Here is a 15,364-nt window from a genome sequence, read left to right as displayed (position 1 = left end):
AGTTGTGCTGACCGGACATTTCCGGTCTCGGTTTAGTTGCCGGGCTGCGGTTGTTCCGTGGGTTCTAAGACCCAGGTGGCTTGACCTCTTCCGGTAGTGGGGTCCAAGACGTTGCGGCACAAGAATTTGTTTCCATCGGCATCAACGGTCGTCTGTCCGACCTCGCAGGTCGCACTGCTTTGCTGGGCGCGCCGTTCCTGTTCCATCTGCTGCCGTTGAAGGAGCATTTGTTCTTCGGATTCTTTCTGCGCCTGTTCCAAGCGTTTGTCATCTATAGCTTTTGTGACCGCGGTGATGTCCTCATCCAGCCGATCCGCAGAGGCCCGCATTGATTCGTTGAGACTATTGACTTTGTCATCTGGCACGGTGGACAGGGAGTTAACCTGGTCCAAAAGGCGTTTCGCGTCCTCAATTTGTGCCGCCAGGGACGCTCTGGGCTCGGTATTGGCTTCTATATCCGCAGCGGTCTGCGCCAGCTTTTCTGCCTGGGAAATCTTATCTTCCAAGGCTTTTTGCGCCACTTTCAGGCTGCTGAGATTCTCCGTTCCCTGAACTTTGCGCAGCACCGCCTCCAGCTCAGTTTGCAGCTTTTTCAACGCGTCAGTCTGAGCCATCATGGTGGAGGTTTTTTTGGCGACGTCCTTGCCGGAGCATTTCAGAGGCTTGATTTCTTTACTGGCCAGTTGAACTTTCGCCTGCATGTCGTCGAGCATCTTGGGGTCTTTGACCTGCGTGGAGTCTACCGTAGCCAAGGTGTTTTCCGCATCGGACACTACCTGTTGCAGCGAAGTGTACTGTTTAGTTAAATCTTGACTCGCCTTCGTGCAAGCCGAACGTGCACCTTGGGAACCGCCTCCCATCATCCACATCATGACCAAACCGATGACAAGCGCCACCAAAATGACGGCTGCCACAATAATCGCGATGGTCCAGCGACGACGAGCTTTGTGGTCGATTTGTCTCGCGGGAGGATTCTGAGGATGGGGACGTGCCTGGTTGGGATTAGGTCCCTGCCACGGAACGGGTCTTTGCGTATTACCCACCATCACTCACCTCTCGCGCCAAAACGAACTGCCCCTAGTCTAACCCGGAAGTGCGGGGAGGGATATTAGAGACTCGAAATCGTGACGTAGTGCCGGTCTCATCCTCTCTCATTGCGTCAGCAGGTCCCCAGATTGGTACGGTCTGAAGCGGTCGGAACCGACGGTCTATGAATTATTCCGCGAGATGATGAATACTGCATATATATACGTAATGCTCGTTGTAATTGTGCACGGGAGGGCATCGCATCCTAGTAGATTAATGTAGCTTTCCCGCAGTTTGCCAACCTCATGTACAGCAATTACACAGTTTGCATGGACAAACCTTAATGTTACCTTGGAAAATGCTATGCGTATAGATATGATGTGAGGTAATTTGCGTTTTCGAAGTCAGAATCGGTGCCCATGGAAGATTTAACTCAGGAACAACTCGAAGCTATCAACCCCGATACTCCGCTCGCTCGTTTGCAGACTATCGCCCAAGAATCTCCCGAGTTATGCCCCCTGCTAGCTTTGAATCCCTCGACCTATCCCGACCTGTTGGATTGGCTGGCAGAACTGCAGGATACGCAAGTCGACGATGCTTTAGCGAAACGTGCTGAGCTCGAGCAACGAGGTGAACTGGAAAACTACGCGGCAGTGTGTATTTCCTCAATTGCAGAAGCATCAGAATCACCAGTCTCGCCCGAAACTCCGGATTCTCAGCCCGCCGCACTGCCACCCTCTGAGGAACCGCAGCCCCTCCGAACCCCAGATCTCCCCGCTTCTGAAGAACCTGAGCTTTCTCCAGGCGAACTCGAGTTACATCGAAATGAATCGTCTGCAGCCGCTGCGGCAGCAGCTGAAATGGCTGCCATGAACCGAGTTAATCAGGCGAACCAGGCTGTCACAGCGAACTTTATCCCGGATTTGTCATCTCCCGCGGCTGCGAAGTATTCCACAACCACAAAACTCTGTAATCGGCTCTCGAACTCTGATAAAACTACCAGCGGTCGGTTCAACCATTTTTGGCTATTTATGATCCTCGGATTATTAATCTGGCTGGTTGTCATCGTGCTGGTGGTCTGGGGATTCACCAACAATGCTCACAAGCCCATCCCGATGAGTAGTGCGCAAGCGGCTGAACCCACTCCTAGCGTGACTGCCACTCCCCAAGAGTTGACACAGAACGGCTTGCCGGAAGGGTATACCGGTCCGACCAAGACTATTGAAGTCCCCGGCGCCAAGCCTGGCGAAACCATCCGGCGGGTGGTGCCAGATGACAGCGCCCATACCAGTGCTAGTGCCTCCCCCACGCCTTCGCCCACTCCCACCAATCCGCTGGCTGCCCCAGCTAATGCCAAGAAACTCAACAGTTTTACCACCGCTGACGGCAATGTTCGCTGTATTTTTGGCGGGTCGCAAGTGCAGTGTTTCGCCAACTCTACAGACCCTTACTACTGTTCGACGCAAGCCCCGAATACGGGATACAGCGATGTGCTTTACGCCTCCCATAGCCGTGGACACGAGTTTTCGTGTATCGAACCTATAGATACCGCTACGGAAGGAACTTTAGGCGCCAATGAGTCTGTGACCAACGGCACTTTTGCCTGCCAAGCCAGCAAGACCGGTAACCGGGTGGTGTGCTGGAACACTTCCGCGGGCGACGGTATCGTGGTGGGCAGCGATATGGCAGCACGCTTCGGAAAAGGCAAATACATCCCTTCACAGTGGGATAAGTAAGTCCTGACGGAGATTTCGGGCATGATTTAGCGCTATGTCATAAGTCTGCGCTGCCCGCGCCAATACGAGGGAAATGTGCGGGTGCGAAACCGAGGTTATTGCGCGACTCCTTGCCCAGCTGCAACCTGTGCCATATCCAGATTCCGGACTTGGTGAAGCAGTTCATCCAACTGAGTGCCTTGGAGCAGACCCGCCTCCCGAAACACCAGAATAGACTGACGGAAAATCATCAGAGTCGGAATGGAAACAATGCCCGCTGCGCTGACCAGCGGTTTTTGTTCCTCAGTGTTGACGGTACCGAAGTAAACGTCCTGGTTACGCAGAGAAGCCTGTTCAAAAACTGGGGTAAAAAGGCGACACGGACTGCACCACGGAGCCCAGAATTCGAGCACCACAATGTCATTCTCACTCATAGCCTGAGCCATGTTTTCCTGAGTGACAATATTTACTGCCATGAGTCAGTGCTCCTTTCCGCAACGAGTCTAACACAGAGAGGGATGGCTCCAGGCCGATTAAACCAAGTAAATTAGGTTGTTTAGAGGTCGGCAGCGACCAGTTCCGCCAGCTGCACCGCATTGAGAGCGGCGCCCTTGCGAAGGTTATCTCCACAAACCACCATAATCAGACCGCGATTATCAGGCACCGCCTGATCTTGACGGATGCGACCAACCAGCGACGGGTCGATACCAGCCGCGTCCAGCGGGGTAGGCACATCTTGCAGCATTACACCAGGAGCGCCGTCTAAAGCCTGCTTAGCCTGTGCAACCGTAATCGGCTGCGCGAATTCAGCATGGATAGTGAGGGTATGGGAGGTCAAAACGGGGACACGCACGCAGGTGCCCGAGACTCGCAGATCCGGTATCCCCAGGATACGGCGCGACTCGTTGCGCAGCTTTTGCTCCTCATCGGTCTCGAGACTACCGTCATCAGCGTACTTGCCAGCCATAGGCACCACGTTGAATCCGATGGGAGCCACGTAGGTTTCTGGAGTGGGCCAGGCTATCGCCCTGCCGTTGAGGACGAGTTTATCCAGGTTGGAAACATCCCCTACGGCTTCGACCATGTGTTCCAGTTCACGTACGCCTTTCAGCCCCGATCCCGACACTGCCTGATAGCTAGAAATTGTCAACCGGGTTAACCCTGCTATGTCGTGTAGCACCTTCAGCGGAGGCATAGCTGCCATCGTGGTGCAATTCGGGTTAGCGATGATACCTTTCGGGCGATTTTTCAAGTCTTGAGGATTGACCTCACTGACGACTAGGGGGCATTCGAGGTCTTTGCGCCAGGCGCTAGAATTGTCAACCACGACAGCTCCAGCCTGCACAAATTTCGGGGCGAATTCTCGCGAAGCAGCGGCACCAGCGCTAAAGATAGCGAGGTCCACCCCGGAGAAATCCGCAGTCGCGGTGTCCTCCACCACTACCCGCTGTCCTTCGAAGTCAACCACGGTACCTGCCGAACGGGCTGAGGAAAAGAAACGGAAACGGGTGGCAGGAAACTTCCTCTCGCTGAGCAAGGTCCGCATGACCCGACCGACCTGACCGGTCGCACCGACTACGGCTACACAAAGATCATTCTTACTCATCGTCCCGTACCTCCATAGACTACGGCTTCAACTTGTTCCGCATCCAGACCGAACGCAGTGTGAACCGCGCGCACGGCTTCGTCCAGCTGGTCTTCACTAACCAAGACGCTCAAGCGGATTTCCGAAGTGGAAATCATGTCAATGTTGATTCCCGCTTTGGAAAGAGTTCCAAAAAGTTTTGCAGAAACACCCGGATTGGTTCGCATTCCGGCGCCCACGAGCGACAACTTTCCCACGTTGCCGGTGTGGACGACCTTTAAGAAACCTCCTTCCTCTTTAGCGCCCTCTAACGCCTTTACTGTGTCCGCAGCATCGGCATGGGGCAATGTGATTGTTAAGTCAGTAGCGCCTGGCTGCACCGTCGACACGTTTTGCACAATCATGTCGATGTTGGCGCCAGCTTGCGCAATAATCTCAAAAATGTGAGCGGCTCGACCCGGTTCGTCGGGCACTCCCACCAAAGTGATCTTGTCCTCGCTGCGATCGTGAGCGAGGCCGGAAATGAGCGGTTCTTCCACTGGGGTCTCCTTCATGAGCTGGGCTTCTGGATCAAATGTCAAAGCACTGTCAGGCACCAAGCCTTTTAGCTCGGGATGAGCCGGTCCATCGGAGATCCAGGTGCCTGATTTGTCTGAAAAGGACGAACGCACATGGAGTGGCACGTGATAACGTCGCGCAAATTCAACAGCCCGAAGATGTAGGATTTTAGCGCCGTGGGCAGCCATTTCCAGGGTTTCTTCAAAAGTTGTTGCTGCAATTTGCTTCGCCTTGGGGACGAGACGCGGATCCGCCGTGAACATACCATCCACATCGGTATAGATTTCACACACGTCAGCATGAAGGGACGCGGCTAACGCCACCGCTGTCGTATCTGAACCGCCACGACCCAGAGTGGTCACGTCTTTACGTTCGTTTACGCCTTGGAAACCTGCCACAATCGCAATGTAGCCATCTTGAATAGAGCGAGCTACCCGTTCCGGCACCATCGAGACGATATGAGCCTTGCCATAGTGATTGTCGGTTTGCACCCCGGCTTGCTGACCTGTGTAGGAGATGGCAGTTTCACCGAGTTCATTCACCGCCATCGCTAAGAGGGACATGGAAATTCGTTCTCCGGCGGACAGCAGCATATCCATCTCCCGCTGGGGAGCTTTATCAGTGATGGATGCAGCCAAATCCAGCAGGTCATCGGTGGTGTCTCCCATTGCGGAAACTACTACCACAACCTTGTGACCTGCCCGTTTGGTGGCAACAATACGCTTGGCAACACGCCGCATGGCCTCCGCATCCGATACGGAGGAGCCACCGTACTTCTGCACAACCAGGGCCATGAACACCTCTCTTAAGCCGACGCGCGGCAGTTGAGGGCCGCGGCACCTTTACTGCTAACTGTTAGATTATAGCGATTTGCTTGAAACTGGTGAAATTGCTGACCAGCCATAATTCCGGAGTCCTGCCCACACGTGGTTTGGGAAATCAATCCGACAAAGAAGTTTCGCCAACAGTTCGGATGCGCTGGGCACTTTACAAACGGCGCCGACCTTCCAGGGCACGTCCCAGCGTCACTTCATCGGCATATTCCAGGTCGCCACCCACCGGTAACCCAGAAGCCAGGCGCGAAGCGGGGATTCCGATGGTAGCGAGCATTCGTGCCAAGTAAGCCGCGGTCGCTTCGCCTTCCGTATTGGGGTCAGTGGCGATGATGACTTCCTTAATGGCAGAGTCCTGCAGACGCGTCATCAACCCGGCAATTCGCAGTTGATCAGGTCCGATTCCATTGATGGGATCCAGGGCACCGCCCAGGACGTGATACAGACCGCGATACATCCGGGTACGCTCCAAGGAAACAATGTCAGTGGCTTGTTCGACCACGCAGATGAGCGACTGATCCCGGCGTGAATCCTGGCAAATCGCGCATACCGGATGTTCGGTGATATTGCCGCAAACCTCGCAAAAGTGAACCTTTTCCTTAACGCTGGTCAGCGCCTCGGTCAGTCTCTTGATGTCGGCTTCATCGGCACTGAGGACCCAAAATGCGATGCGTTGGGCAGATTTTGGTCCCACACCGGGCATTTTCCCCAACGCATCAATGAGGTCTTGCAGAGCCTCTGTGAAAATTTGGTTCATTACCAGCCTGCCTTTGCAGACGAGGAACCCGGCACCAGCTTCGGATTGATGATGGTACCGCCCAGCATGGCTTGGGCAGTCTGGATACCTGGTTTCATTTCCTTGGAATCCTGCGGGTCATCCTGTTGACGCGGTTCACTAGATTCGGGTGAGTCCGGGGCGTACGGCGCAGTTACAGGTGTGGGTTCTGTGGGTTCCTCTGAGGGAACAACCGGGGCAGGCGGTTCTGACAGAACCGGGGCAGGAGTCTCTGGCGCAGCAGGAGCCGGCTCATCGAGCACGGCAGAAGCGAGCGGTTCCGGTGAGGCTGTGGGCGCAGTCGTGGGTTCAGCAGGTCGAGACTGCGGCTGGGCAGGAGGTTCGTGCCAGTCCGGCGACATTTCTGGCTCAAAATCTGCCGGATCAGGTGTCAGGGGAAAATCCTCTGGTGGGGCAGAATGTTCCGGTGGGGCTGCATGCGACTCTGATGGAGCTACCGGCGCAGCAGCGGGCGCCCCGAAACCGGCCACTACACCGCGCACTTCTACATGAAGTCCAGTAAATCCCTGAATGACCGCAGCCAGGGCAGAAGTGTGGCGTTCCCCAAACGCCCGTACCAATCCAGGGTTCGGGAAAGCGATTTCTACTGTCGACCCGCGCATTCCCTGCAACTGACCGTGAGTTTCCAACAGGTTCCCGGTCGCGGCGTGATTTTGTTTCAAACGAGCCATGATTTTGCCCCAGTTGGAACGGATTTTTTCATAGTCTCCGTCTCTGCCTGTGCCGGGCTGGGCAGATCGCTCACTCTGGGCAGAGGCAGCGACATGAACAGGTGCAGAAGTCTGGGCAGGGGCGGCAGGGACCCCTGCGGGGGCAGAAGCCGCGGTGGGCGGCTCCGTCTGGGTATCACGCGGGACAGACTTTTGGACCGACTGAACGCTCGAGGTTAGGCTTTCCGTCCGATTCGAGTTTTCACCGGGAATGTCCCACGGGGTCGGCTTAAACTCCCACTTTTCCTCACGGGGTGCCTTAGTTTGCGCGGCTTGCGAAACCGATCCCGCCTCGCGCTGTGTTGTAGAAACTGGCGCTGGTTGGGGCACAGAACGGTCTGGAGGTGCAGAACGGTCTGGACGTGCGACAGGACCAGCCGAGCCCGCAACGGCACTGGTGGGAGCCCCCTGTGGGGGGGTCTGAGCGTACATGGGCGCCGCCGGAGGAAGAACCGGCTCGCTGTCCCGAGTGCCCGACTCGGTAGCCTTCGCTGCCACCCTCACGGTCGATGTCGCACCCTCGGCAGCGGTAGACGCTGCGTCATCTGAGGTCGCCAACAGCAGTTTTGCCACCAACAGTTCCAAAGCTAGACGCGGAGAAGCAGCCCCCACCATCTCAGTAAGCCCGTTATCCACGAGTTCGGCGCAGCGCGTCAGAGTGCGCGGGGTAAGCGCCGCAACTTGGGGACGCATCGCCGCTAGCTCGGACTCGGGCAAATCCCCCAACACTGCCCCGGCACCCGCCCCAGCCAACTTCATCACCACCAGGTCGCGCAGATATTGCAGCAGGTCCTCCACGAAACGCCTGGGTTCGTGCCCAGTCTGAATCATTCGGTCTACCACTGTGTAGGCATCAGCCCCGGAACCGGACACCAAAGCGTCCACCATTCCACCCAACAGCCCGGAATCGGTGTAGCCCAGCAGGGACACCGCCCGGTCATAGTGCAGCTTCGGTTCCGCTTCCCCAGCAATGAGCTGATCGAGGATGGACAAAGAATCTCGTACGGATCCGCCGCCGGCTCGCACCACCAGCCCCAGCACCCCGTCCTCGGCAGTGACCCCCTCGGAACGGCACAAACCCGCCATATAGTCCCGCAACACCTCCGGAGCAACCAGCCGGAATGGATAGTGATGTGTGCGAGACCGGATTGTGGAAATGACTTTTTCGGGATTCGTGGTGGCAAAAATGAATTTAATGTGATCCGGCGGCTCCTCTACCAGCTTTAACAGAGCGTTGAAGCCTTCCTTGGACACATTGTGTGCCTCATCAATGATGAAAATCTTAAACCGGTCACGCGCCGGGGCATAAGCCGCCCGATCACGCAGTTCCCGCGTGTCATCCACCCCGCCGTGCGAAGCGGCGTCAATCTCGATGACATCGAGGGAACCCGACCCGCCCGTCGCTAAATCCCGACAGGAATCGCAAGTCCCGCACGGGGTAGCGGTTGGTCCTTGGGCGCAGTTTAAGCAGCGGGCTAGAATCCGGGCGCTGGTCGTTTTGCCGCAGCCCCGCGGTCCGGAGAACAGGTAAGCATGGTTGACCCGCCCATTCGCTAAAGCTGCCTGGAGCGCCTTGGTTACGTGTTCTTGACCGATTACGTCTTCAAAAGTGTCGGGACGGTAGCGGCGGTACAGGGCAGTCATCATATCTCTACTCTACCCGAGCCCCGGTGGTGAAAAATTTTGAGTTCCTCCGGAATTAAAAGTTCCCCGCGCACCCGACAGGGAGCCCTTATCCTTGCTGTCTTCCGACCCTGGGGAGGTTCAGACTATGTCGTCACGCGGGGAACGAAACTATTCTACTTGCCCGCAGCCAGAATTAGGAATTCTCCTGCCACAATCATTCCGGGGCGAGGACGTCCGGGAATGTCACTTTCCGCCACGCACACGCTCACAGGGAAACCTGTGGTAACTTCCAAAACCCAGAAATTTTGTCCCGTCAAGGTGTTGGAGTGCATCTCGGCGGCGGTAATTTTTCCCGACAGTACCGCTCCAGCGTGCGCACCCTGCTGTTGGAGGACAGACACCGCTCCCGTCGAGATAAAGGTCGGCAGGGTATCCTCCGGGGCTCGTTGTGGAGCGTCCAAAGCCGCGCCGAAAATTTTTGCGGTCTGGCTAGCCGCGTAACTTACCACATTTTCATACAGTTCGACTCGCTGTGCCAGGGCGGAAATCCCCAGTTTGCCAGCTCCGGCGCGTCCGGGCTCATGCCCCAACCCGTCCCGCATCGCCACGCAAGCCTTGCCCACGGAACGCTCCACCCCGTCTTGTGCGTCAACTATGTCAACTAACGCGAAACGGTCTGCCATCTCGACCCATCGTGCGTCAACCGCGGCGCTAGCATTGAAATCCTGGTGAATATCCGCGATTTTTTCCGCGACCACGTCAAAGACGGCAACCGCTCCAGAACGGTCTGCGTACTGGAAAGTCCCGTTTTCCATATCTCCGGCTACCGGGGTGCACTGGTCAGCCGCCTGAGCCAGAATTTCATCGGCTCGCTGTTCAGTGGTCATTTCAAAGCCCACCGCCCGCCAGGTCGGTCCGATGGTAAAGACTGTCGTGCCGTCCTCACCGTTAGACCTGCCCAAGGGGTTTTCGCCCGCCACAGTCATGGTTCGCTCCTCATCAGCCGCTCACGATTCCCCGGTTTATCCTCGGGATTCTCTAAATTTCAAGTCTAAACCACAAGCGGGTGCAAAGTCGGTAACTACACCCCAGATTTACGAGCTATAGTAAGCCTGTTGCACGGGGCGCAGGGCGCTGACTTCGATTCCAGCAGACGTTTATCGTCAACTCCGGACTCAACCGGCATAACCGTTCGGATTTTGTGACTGCCAGTTCCACGAATCCCGGCACATGTCGTCCAGGCTCAAGCGGGCTTCCCAGCCCAGCAGTTCCCGCGCCAAACTCGCGTCGGCGTAAACCGTGTCAATGTCTCCTGGGCGGCGTCCGTCAATAACGTAAGGGATAGGTTTACCGCAGGCTCGCTCCATCGCGTGCAGCAATTCCAACACGGAATACCCCTGGGAAGTCCCCAGATTAATCGCTTTCGCCCCCCGATGTTTCAGCCCGTAATCGATGGCAGCCACATGCCCGCGCCCCAGGTCCATGACGTGAATGTAGTCGCGCACCCCGGTTCCGTCCGGAGTGTTGTAGTCGTCACCGAACACGTGCAGTTTTTCAAGCTTACCGACAGCCACCTGGGTGATATAGGGCATAACATTGTTCGGAATGCCCTTGGGATCCTCGCCAATCCGCCCGGAGGGATGCGCCCCAATGGGGTTAAAGTAGCGCAGCAGCACGGCAGAAAACTCGGGGTCGGCGGAACACACGTCGCGCAGCATGATTTCGTTCATCAGCTTGGACCAGCCATAAGGGTTGGTGGCAGTGCCGGTCGGCATGGTTTCTTTCAGTGGGGACACCCCGTCGGCTCCGTACACAGTTGCGGAGGAGGAAAAAATCATCAGGTGACAATCGTGGTCCCGCATGGCGCGCACCAGAGAGAGGGTCGCGTTGAGGTTATTGTCGTAGTATTCCACCGGCTTGGCTACCGATTCCCCCACGGCTTTAAGCCCCGCAAAATTAATCACAGCGTCAATCTGGTGAACCTCAAAAACCCGCTGTAGAGCGTCAAGGTCACGCACGTCTTGCTGATAGAACGGGATGGTCTCGCCCACGATTTCCGAGACGCGCGTCATCGCTTCCGCGCTGGAGTTATACAGATTGTCTACACAGACGGCGCGGTATCCCGCCTCATAGAGGCAAATCAGCGTGTGCGTGCCGATGTATCCGGCTCCACCTGCCACCAAAATTGTCTTGTCAGTCATTTCTGTTTCCTTCCCTCACAAGTTGTCATGGTTTACTCACCGGGACTGCGACGCTAGTTCACGGTGTTTGGGTTCAGGTTAAAAGTCTCGACTGCCCAGGGGAATCCCCACTGGAACAACGCTGCCACCACTGCCAGCAGCAGAATCGCCATCTCGATGCAGCGCAGCCACTTCGGACCGGGCATCACGGCAAACAGCCATTTGTACATCCTGGTTTCCTCTCTGTCTACCCGACCAAGCCAGCACCGGGTGCGGAGCTGGCATCACCGGATGGGGCAATCGCGTTCGGGTCGCTCGCCGGAGCCTCGGTTCCATCTTGTGAACCCTCCGGGACAGCGCCCTGACCTGCCTGTTTCATGGCATCCAAACCTTTGAGGGCCAATGGTCGCCCTTGCGTGCGTGGTACCCAGTAGGAAAACTTGGAATACACGATGAACCGCTGTGTATTGCCGTATTCCGGGTGGCAGGTGGTCAGGGTCATGAGCCGTTCATGAGGGACGGTTTCTTTCGATTTATGCGGTACTGGGTAAATCACATCTCCCTGAGATGGCAGGACTATTTCAGTTGACGTGACCTGATAAACTAGCCAGGCTTGGGAAGTCTCGACCACCAGCGGGTCGCCCGTCTGCAGCTCGTGGACACGACGGAATGAATTACCATACGAGCGCCGGTGGGCAGCCAGAGCGAAGTTACCTAGCTCACCCGGACCTTGCGTTTCGGTGTAATGCCCGGCATAGCCCGTATCCAGCACCGCTTCGTTCGTGCCTTGCATGATGGGGATGACCATCGAGTCCCAGCGGGGCACGTGCAGGGTAGCAAATGTCTGACCCACTGCCGGCATGGTTACGTCGGGGGGCGGGTCGGTGCGCTGTTCTTCTGTCGTGGCGGTGGCATCGTGAGCGGTAGAGTTTTGGAAAGATTCCACCGCCACCGCGGTCGCACCTTGCACCTGCCAAGTCGTTACATACAGCTGCCACACGACGAACAGCCCCAGGACCACGCCCACCGTCAGCATGGTTTGCCCAATCCCGCTCATGACCAGGACCGATACGGGGGTGCGCCGGCGTTTTGTCGGGGCTATCGCCTCGTCCTCAATCGGGGCGGTCGGTCTTTCAGAAGGGCGGGTCAGAAGCTGCGGGGAAGTTTGGGGCTGCGCCGGGGGCTCACCAGGGGTGAGCGAGGGCGTCGCAGGTCGTGTGGAGCCAGCAGGAGGTCGGGAGGGGGCGGAGGCAAAAGCCGTGGGATTTGCCCCACTTAGAACCGCTGGGGTTGTCGCCCCAGAAACGGGCAGGTTCACCGCACCAGGCACAGCGGGCTTTGCCATACCGGGAACCGGTGGATTCATGGCGGTGTGCCCCGCTGCACCGGGAGGTACCGGACGTGTGGGGTGAGACGATGCGGGACGAGCCGTCCCGGAAGTCTCGGCGTGAGATTGGCTACCAACAGGTGAAACCCCACTTGTGGGCACTTGTGAAACAACCTGGGGCGGTACCACAGACGGGGACGCCGCCGGGGGATGCGCTGCCCAAGGACCTGACACAGGGGCCGACGCTACGGGACCTTGTGGCGGTTTTGGCTGCGTCCCCCGAGACTGCCGCGATGCCGCAGGGGTCGACCGGGGTGCGACCGGCGATTCCTGCTGCGCGCGACGCTGCCGGCGCGACGGGAACTGCTGCGGTACGGGACGCTGTTCACTCATTCCAACCCCTTGACACGCGGTTAAACTAACTTCAAAATTTTACCAATTTCCAAAGGATTTAGCTTACAGTTATCATTAACCTGTTAAGCATTCTTTTGTACAAGGAGTTGTTGTGCCCGAATCCAAAAAGCGCAAGCGCGCCTCGAAAGTGGTTAAGTCTGACAGCGAGTTGCGTCCCTCGTGGACTGAGGATATGAAACGCTCCCCCCGTTGGTACGCCCCAACTGCCATGATTATCATGGGTCTGGGTCTGCTATGGATTGTGCTGCACTACATCCTGGCGCAAACCGCGGGGATCAACCTGTTAGGACTGGGCAACTGGAACATCGCGGTGGGATTTGGCGTGATTATGGTCGGTTTCATCATGCTGATGTGGTGGAAGTGAGACAAAAATTAACCGGTCGGGTGTTTCCCCGACCGGTTTTCAAAAACCAAGGTTTTACTTATCGGTAACGACCACCAGGTCGTCATCGTCAATATCTTCCCAGGATTCCTCCGCCCAAGGGTCCTCGACCGGACGGGTGCGACTGTACAAAATAAACCCGACCACCGCGGCGGCTCCGGTCAACAGAATGGTCGCCAACCAGGGATGACGAATCGGGCACTTCTTTTTAGGGTTCATAGCTGACTTAACTCCTTCACTCGCTTTGGAAACTTTTTCGGCAATAGTGCCGTCGCCGGCAACCGCCCTCGACACTGCCTCGTTTACGGCTTGCGCTCGCGGCAGGAGGTCCGTCTTCACCTTAGTACCGAAGTCCCCGACGGCTCCACGAGCCTTGCCAGCAACCTCAGCAGCATTCAGTGCCATGTCTCCCCCGGCTCGCTTCATGCATTCCATATCGATGCATTTCGACAAGTTATCCAGCATTGGATCCTTCTTTCACTCACACCGAGCCGATTGGACACGGTTGGTTCTATTTTGCCCCTTATTTTGAATTTTTGCAGGAAATAAGCCGGTTCTTTTTCCGGTTCACCTCAGTTTGTGGTGGCATTGATAGTGCCAGGTTTGCCTCAAATTGCTTTGCGCGCGCGCCGTACGCATGAAAAGATGGAACCATGCAAGCAACGATTCACACTTCTGCAGGCGATATCAGCCTGGAACTTTATCCCGAATCCGCACCGGTCACGGTTAAGAACTTCACCGACCTGGCTACCGGTGCGCGTCAATGGACCCACCCGATTACCGGGGAAGCTTCCACTGAGCCGCTTTATAACGGCACGGTGTTTCATCGGGTCATCTCTGGTTTCATGATTCAGGGCGGAGATCCCATCGGCACCGGCACCGGCGGTCCCGGCTACGTTTTTGACGACGAAATCGACCCGGCTTTGGGCTTCACCGAACCTTACCTGTTGGCGATGGCGAACGCCGGCACCCGCGGCGGTCAGGGCACCAACGGTTCCCAATTCTTCATTACGGTCGCGCCGACCACTTGGCTGAACGGCAAGCACACGATTTTTGGTCGCGTCCTGGATGATGCGTCTCGTGCAGTCGTGGATCAGATTGCCGCCACCCAAACGGATCGCGCGGATCGTCCCGTGGACGACATCATGATTGAGTCCATCGACATTACAGAGTAAAGCCTCTCAGTCCCTCACCCCGTCGGTGGTTTTACAGGTACTGTTAAGTCATGAAACACACCGCAAGAGCCCCTAAGCCCTACGTGACTTGGGGGCTTTGTATTGCCTTAATCATCGTCTGGGTCGCCGAACTGTTTATACCCGGAGTCATCCAGCATTTCGCGTTTATGCCACTCCTGGGTTTGTTTGAACCGTGGCGATTCATCACCGCTGCGTTCCTGCACTCCGTACCCACTCCATTCCACCTGGCGTTTAACACCTGGGCTTTGCTGGTAGTCGGCAGGGCACTAGAGCCCGTGATAGGTCACGCGAAACTGGCGCTAGCCTTTGCTATCAGTGCCTTCGGGGCGCTCATGGCACAGTGCTTGACTGTATTTATCGACCCCCACGCCTGGATTACCCCGACGGTGGGCGCATCTGGGGCGGTGTTTGGCTTCTTTGGTATGGTCCTGGCCATTCAAAAGGTGCTACGCCTGCCTTGGACGGAAATGGGGACTTTAATCGGGCTTAACTTTGTCATCGGTTTCTTGGTTCCTAACGTGGCGTGGGTGGCGCATCTAGGGGGTTTACTGGTGGGTCTGGTGCTGGGAGCCTACACGGGCTGGGTACTGCGTCACGCGACCTATGTACCGATTCCGGTCGAGGGCGGGGATGTCTACCGTTTTATTGCCAATGCGCCAGAGTTTTCGAAACATCCTGATTCCGGTGTCTCGGACACCCCAGATGCTCTCCACGCTCCAGATACGCCAGGTACGGCAAATGAGCCTGAAAATACCGATGCTACCGAGGTATCGAATCACTCAGATACCGAGGTACCAGACGAGTCGGACACTCCCGCTGCTTCTACCACACCCATCCTGCGCCGAGTCACCAGCACGCGCACACGGTTACGTGACTTCGCGGTTTACGGCGGAGTTTTTGCGGTGCTGGTAGCCAGCAACTGGACTTTCTACCACTTCAACTACGAGGCTATCTACAGTTTCTTAAAATAATCCCCTGGGTAAACCTGTTTATAGGGTGAATATAGCGCCGTAGCT

Annotated in this window: 15 protein-coding genes and 1 other RNA gene; 4 read left to right on the top strand and 12 right to left on the bottom strand. The window is 56.6% G+C overall.

Going from position 1 to position 15,364, the window contains the following annotated elements; all coding sequences use genetic code 11:
* Positions 1–32: 32 nt before the first annotated feature.
* On the bottom strand, positions 33–1,046 hold the full coding sequence (locus tag HMPREF0576_RS08045) for a hypothetical protein (RefSeq protein WP_004011434.1): 1,014 nt from the start codon (positions 1,044–1,046) through the stop codon (positions 33–35).
* A 399-nt stretch (positions 1,047–1,445) separates the two neighbouring features.
* On the opposite strand from HMPREF0576_RS08045, the gene HMPREF0576_RS08040 reads away from it, so the two are divergent.
* Positions 1,446–2,762, top strand: a complete 1,317-nt coding sequence (locus HMPREF0576_RS08040; protein ID WP_004011433.1) for a variant leucine-rich repeat-containing protein — start codon at positions 1,446–1,448, stop codon at positions 2,760–2,762.
* 95 nt (positions 2,763–2,857) lie between these two features.
* Here the strand turns inward: HMPREF0576_RS08040 and HMPREF0576_RS08035 are convergent, their stop codons facing one another.
* The 10 genes from HMPREF0576_RS08035 to HMPREF0576_RS07995 form a co-directional block, all read right to left on the bottom strand.
* Positions 2,858–3,217 (bottom strand): thioredoxin domain-containing protein, encoded by a 360-nt coding sequence (locus HMPREF0576_RS08035; protein WP_004011432.1) that lies wholly within the window; start codon positions 3,215–3,217, stop codon positions 2,858–2,860.
* 80 nt (positions 3,218–3,297) lie between these two features.
* A complete protein-coding gene (locus tag HMPREF0576_RS08030; RefSeq protein ID WP_004008640.1) occupies positions 3,298–4,347 on the bottom strand; it encodes an aspartate-semialdehyde dehydrogenase in 1,050 nt (349 codons plus the stop codon).
* Positions 4,344–5,678, bottom strand: a complete 1,335-nt coding sequence (locus tag HMPREF0576_RS08025; protein WP_004007846.1) for an aspartate kinase — start codon at positions 5,676–5,678, stop codon at positions 4,344–4,346. The genes HMPREF0576_RS08030 and HMPREF0576_RS08025 overlap by 4 nt, the downstream gene beginning before the upstream one ends.
* 193 nt (positions 5,679–5,871) lie before the next feature.
* The gene (gene recR, locus HMPREF0576_RS08020) at positions 5,872–6,474 is read right to left on the bottom strand and encodes a recombination mediator RecR (protein WP_004007845.1); all 603 of its coding nucleotides are present in this window, start codon (positions 6,472–6,474) and stop codon (positions 5,872–5,874) included.
* The gene (locus HMPREF0576_RS08015; protein ID WP_004011431.1) at positions 6,474–8,870 is read right to left on the bottom strand and encodes a DNA polymerase III subunit gamma and tau; all 2,397 of its coding nucleotides are present in this window, start codon (positions 8,868–8,870) and stop codon (positions 6,474–6,476) included. Before HMPREF0576_RS08015 ends, recR begins: the two co-directional genes overlap by 1 nt.
* 52 nt (positions 8,871–8,922) lie before the next feature.
* An RNA gene (ffs, locus tag HMPREF0576_RS09250) (signal recognition particle sRNA small type) lies at positions 8,923–9,016 on the bottom strand.
* Between the two features lie 6 nt (positions 9,017–9,022).
* Positions 9,023–9,835, bottom strand: a complete 813-nt coding sequence (locus HMPREF0576_RS08010) for a hypothetical protein (RefSeq protein WP_004011430.1) — start codon at positions 9,833–9,835, stop codon at positions 9,023–9,025.
* Between the two features lie 189 nt (positions 9,836–10,024).
* Positions 10,025–11,050 carry a UDP-glucose 4-epimerase GalE gene (galE, locus tag HMPREF0576_RS08005; RefSeq protein ID WP_004011429.1) on the bottom strand — a complete coding sequence of 342 codons (1,026 nt, stop codon included), beginning with the start codon at positions 11,048–11,050 and terminating at the stop codon, positions 10,025–10,027.
* A 53-nt stretch (positions 11,051–11,103) separates the two neighbouring features.
* Complete coding sequence (locus HMPREF0576_RS09410) at positions 11,104–11,259, bottom strand: hypothetical protein (protein ID WP_004007840.1); 156 nt, start codon at positions 11,257–11,259, stop codon at positions 11,104–11,106.
* 17 nt (positions 11,260–11,276) lie between these two features.
* Positions 11,277–12,749, bottom strand: coding sequence for a class E sortase (locus HMPREF0576_RS07995; RefSeq protein WP_245527385.1), 1,473 nt, complete (start codon positions 12,747–12,749; stop codon positions 11,277–11,279).
* A 112-nt stretch (positions 12,750–12,861) separates the two neighbouring features.
* Here HMPREF0576_RS07995 and HMPREF0576_RS07985 point away from each other — a divergent pair, with 112 nt between their 5' ends.
* Complete coding sequence (locus tag HMPREF0576_RS07985) at positions 12,862–13,134, top strand: cell division protein CrgA (protein ID WP_004007838.1); 273 nt, start codon at positions 12,862–12,864, stop codon at positions 13,132–13,134.
* A 54-nt stretch (positions 13,135–13,188) separates the two neighbouring features.
* Here the strand turns inward: HMPREF0576_RS07985 and HMPREF0576_RS07980 are convergent, their stop codons facing one another.
* A complete protein-coding gene (locus HMPREF0576_RS07980) occupies positions 13,189–13,617 on the bottom strand; it encodes a hypothetical protein (protein WP_004007837.1) in 429 nt (142 codons plus the stop codon).
* Positions 13,618–13,805: 188 nt separating this feature from the next.
* Between HMPREF0576_RS07980 and HMPREF0576_RS07975 the strand changes: the two genes are divergently transcribed.
* Together HMPREF0576_RS07975 and HMPREF0576_RS07970 are read left to right on the top strand one after the other, a co-directional pair.
* Positions 13,806–14,327, top strand: coding sequence for a peptidylprolyl isomerase (locus HMPREF0576_RS07975; protein ID WP_004011424.1), 522 nt, complete (start codon positions 13,806–13,808; stop codon positions 14,325–14,327).
* A 50-nt stretch (positions 14,328–14,377) separates the two neighbouring features.
* The gene (locus HMPREF0576_RS07970; protein WP_004011423.1) at positions 14,378–15,319 is read left to right on the top strand and encodes a rhomboid family intramembrane serine protease; all 942 of its coding nucleotides are present in this window, start codon (positions 14,378–14,380) and stop codon (positions 15,317–15,319) included.
* Positions 15,320–15,364: the final 45 nt, after the last annotated feature.

The sequence above is a fragment of the Mobiluncus holmesii ATCC 35242 genome, assembly GCF_000185445.1.
GTDB classification, from domain to species: Bacteria; Actinomycetota; Actinomycetes; order Actinomycetales; family Actinomycetaceae; genus Mobiluncus; species Mobiluncus curtisii.
Note: the sequence above shows the minus strand (reverse complement) of the source record. Positions and strands in the feature narration are given on the sequence as shown.

Excerpts from the sequence above, each read along its gene's own strand:
- HMPREF0576_RS08045 (WP_004011434.1), bottom strand. The coding sequence starts at position 1,046 with ATGGTGGGTAATACGCAAAGACCCGTTCCGTGGCAGGGACCTAATCCC.
- HMPREF0576_RS08040 (WP_004011433.1), top strand. The coding sequence starts at position 1,446 with ATGGAAGATTTAACTCAGGAACAACTCGAAGCTATCAACCCCGATACT.
- HMPREF0576_RS08035 (WP_004011432.1), bottom strand. The coding sequence starts at position 3,217 with ATGGCAGTAAATATTGTCACTCAGGAAAACATGGCTCAGGCTATGAGT.
- HMPREF0576_RS08030 (WP_004008640.1), bottom strand. The coding sequence starts at position 4,347 with ATGAGTAAGAATGATCTTTGTGTAGCCGTAGTCGGTGCGACCGGTCAG.
- HMPREF0576_RS08025 (WP_004007846.1), bottom strand. The coding sequence starts at position 5,678 with ATGGCCCTGGTTGTGCAGAAGTACGGTGGCTCCTCCGTATCGGATGCG.
- recR (WP_004007845.1), bottom strand. The coding sequence starts at position 6,474 with ATGAACCAAATTTTCACAGAGGCTCTGCAAGACCTCATTGATGCGTTG.
- HMPREF0576_RS08015 (WP_004011431.1), bottom strand. The coding sequence starts at position 8,870 with ATGATGACTGCCCTGTACCGCCGCTACCGTCCCGACACTTTTGAAGAC.
- HMPREF0576_RS08010 (WP_004011430.1), bottom strand. The coding sequence starts at position 9,835 with ATGACTGTGGCGGGCGAAAACCCCTTGGGCAGGTCTAACGGTGAGGAC.
- galE (WP_004011429.1), bottom strand. The coding sequence starts at position 11,050 with ATGACTGACAAGACAATTTTGGTGGCAGGTGGAGCCGGATACATCGGC.
- HMPREF0576_RS09410 (WP_004007840.1), bottom strand. The coding sequence starts at position 11,259 with ATGTACAAATGGCTGTTTGCCGTGATGCCCGGTCCGAAGTGGCTGCGC.
- HMPREF0576_RS07995 (WP_245527385.1), bottom strand. The coding sequence starts at position 12,749 with ATGAGTGAACAGCGTCCCGTACCGCAGCAGTTCCCGTCGCGCCGGCAG.
- HMPREF0576_RS07980 (WP_004007837.1), bottom strand. The coding sequence starts at position 13,617 with ATGCTGGATAACTTGTCGAAATGCATCGATATGGAATGCATGAAGCGA.
- HMPREF0576_RS07975 (WP_004011424.1), top strand. The coding sequence starts at position 13,806 with ATGCAAGCAACGATTCACACTTCTGCAGGCGATATCAGCCTGGAACTT.
- HMPREF0576_RS07970 (WP_004011423.1), top strand. The coding sequence starts at position 14,378 with ATGAAACACACCGCAAGAGCCCCTAAGCCCTACGTGACTTGGGGGCTT.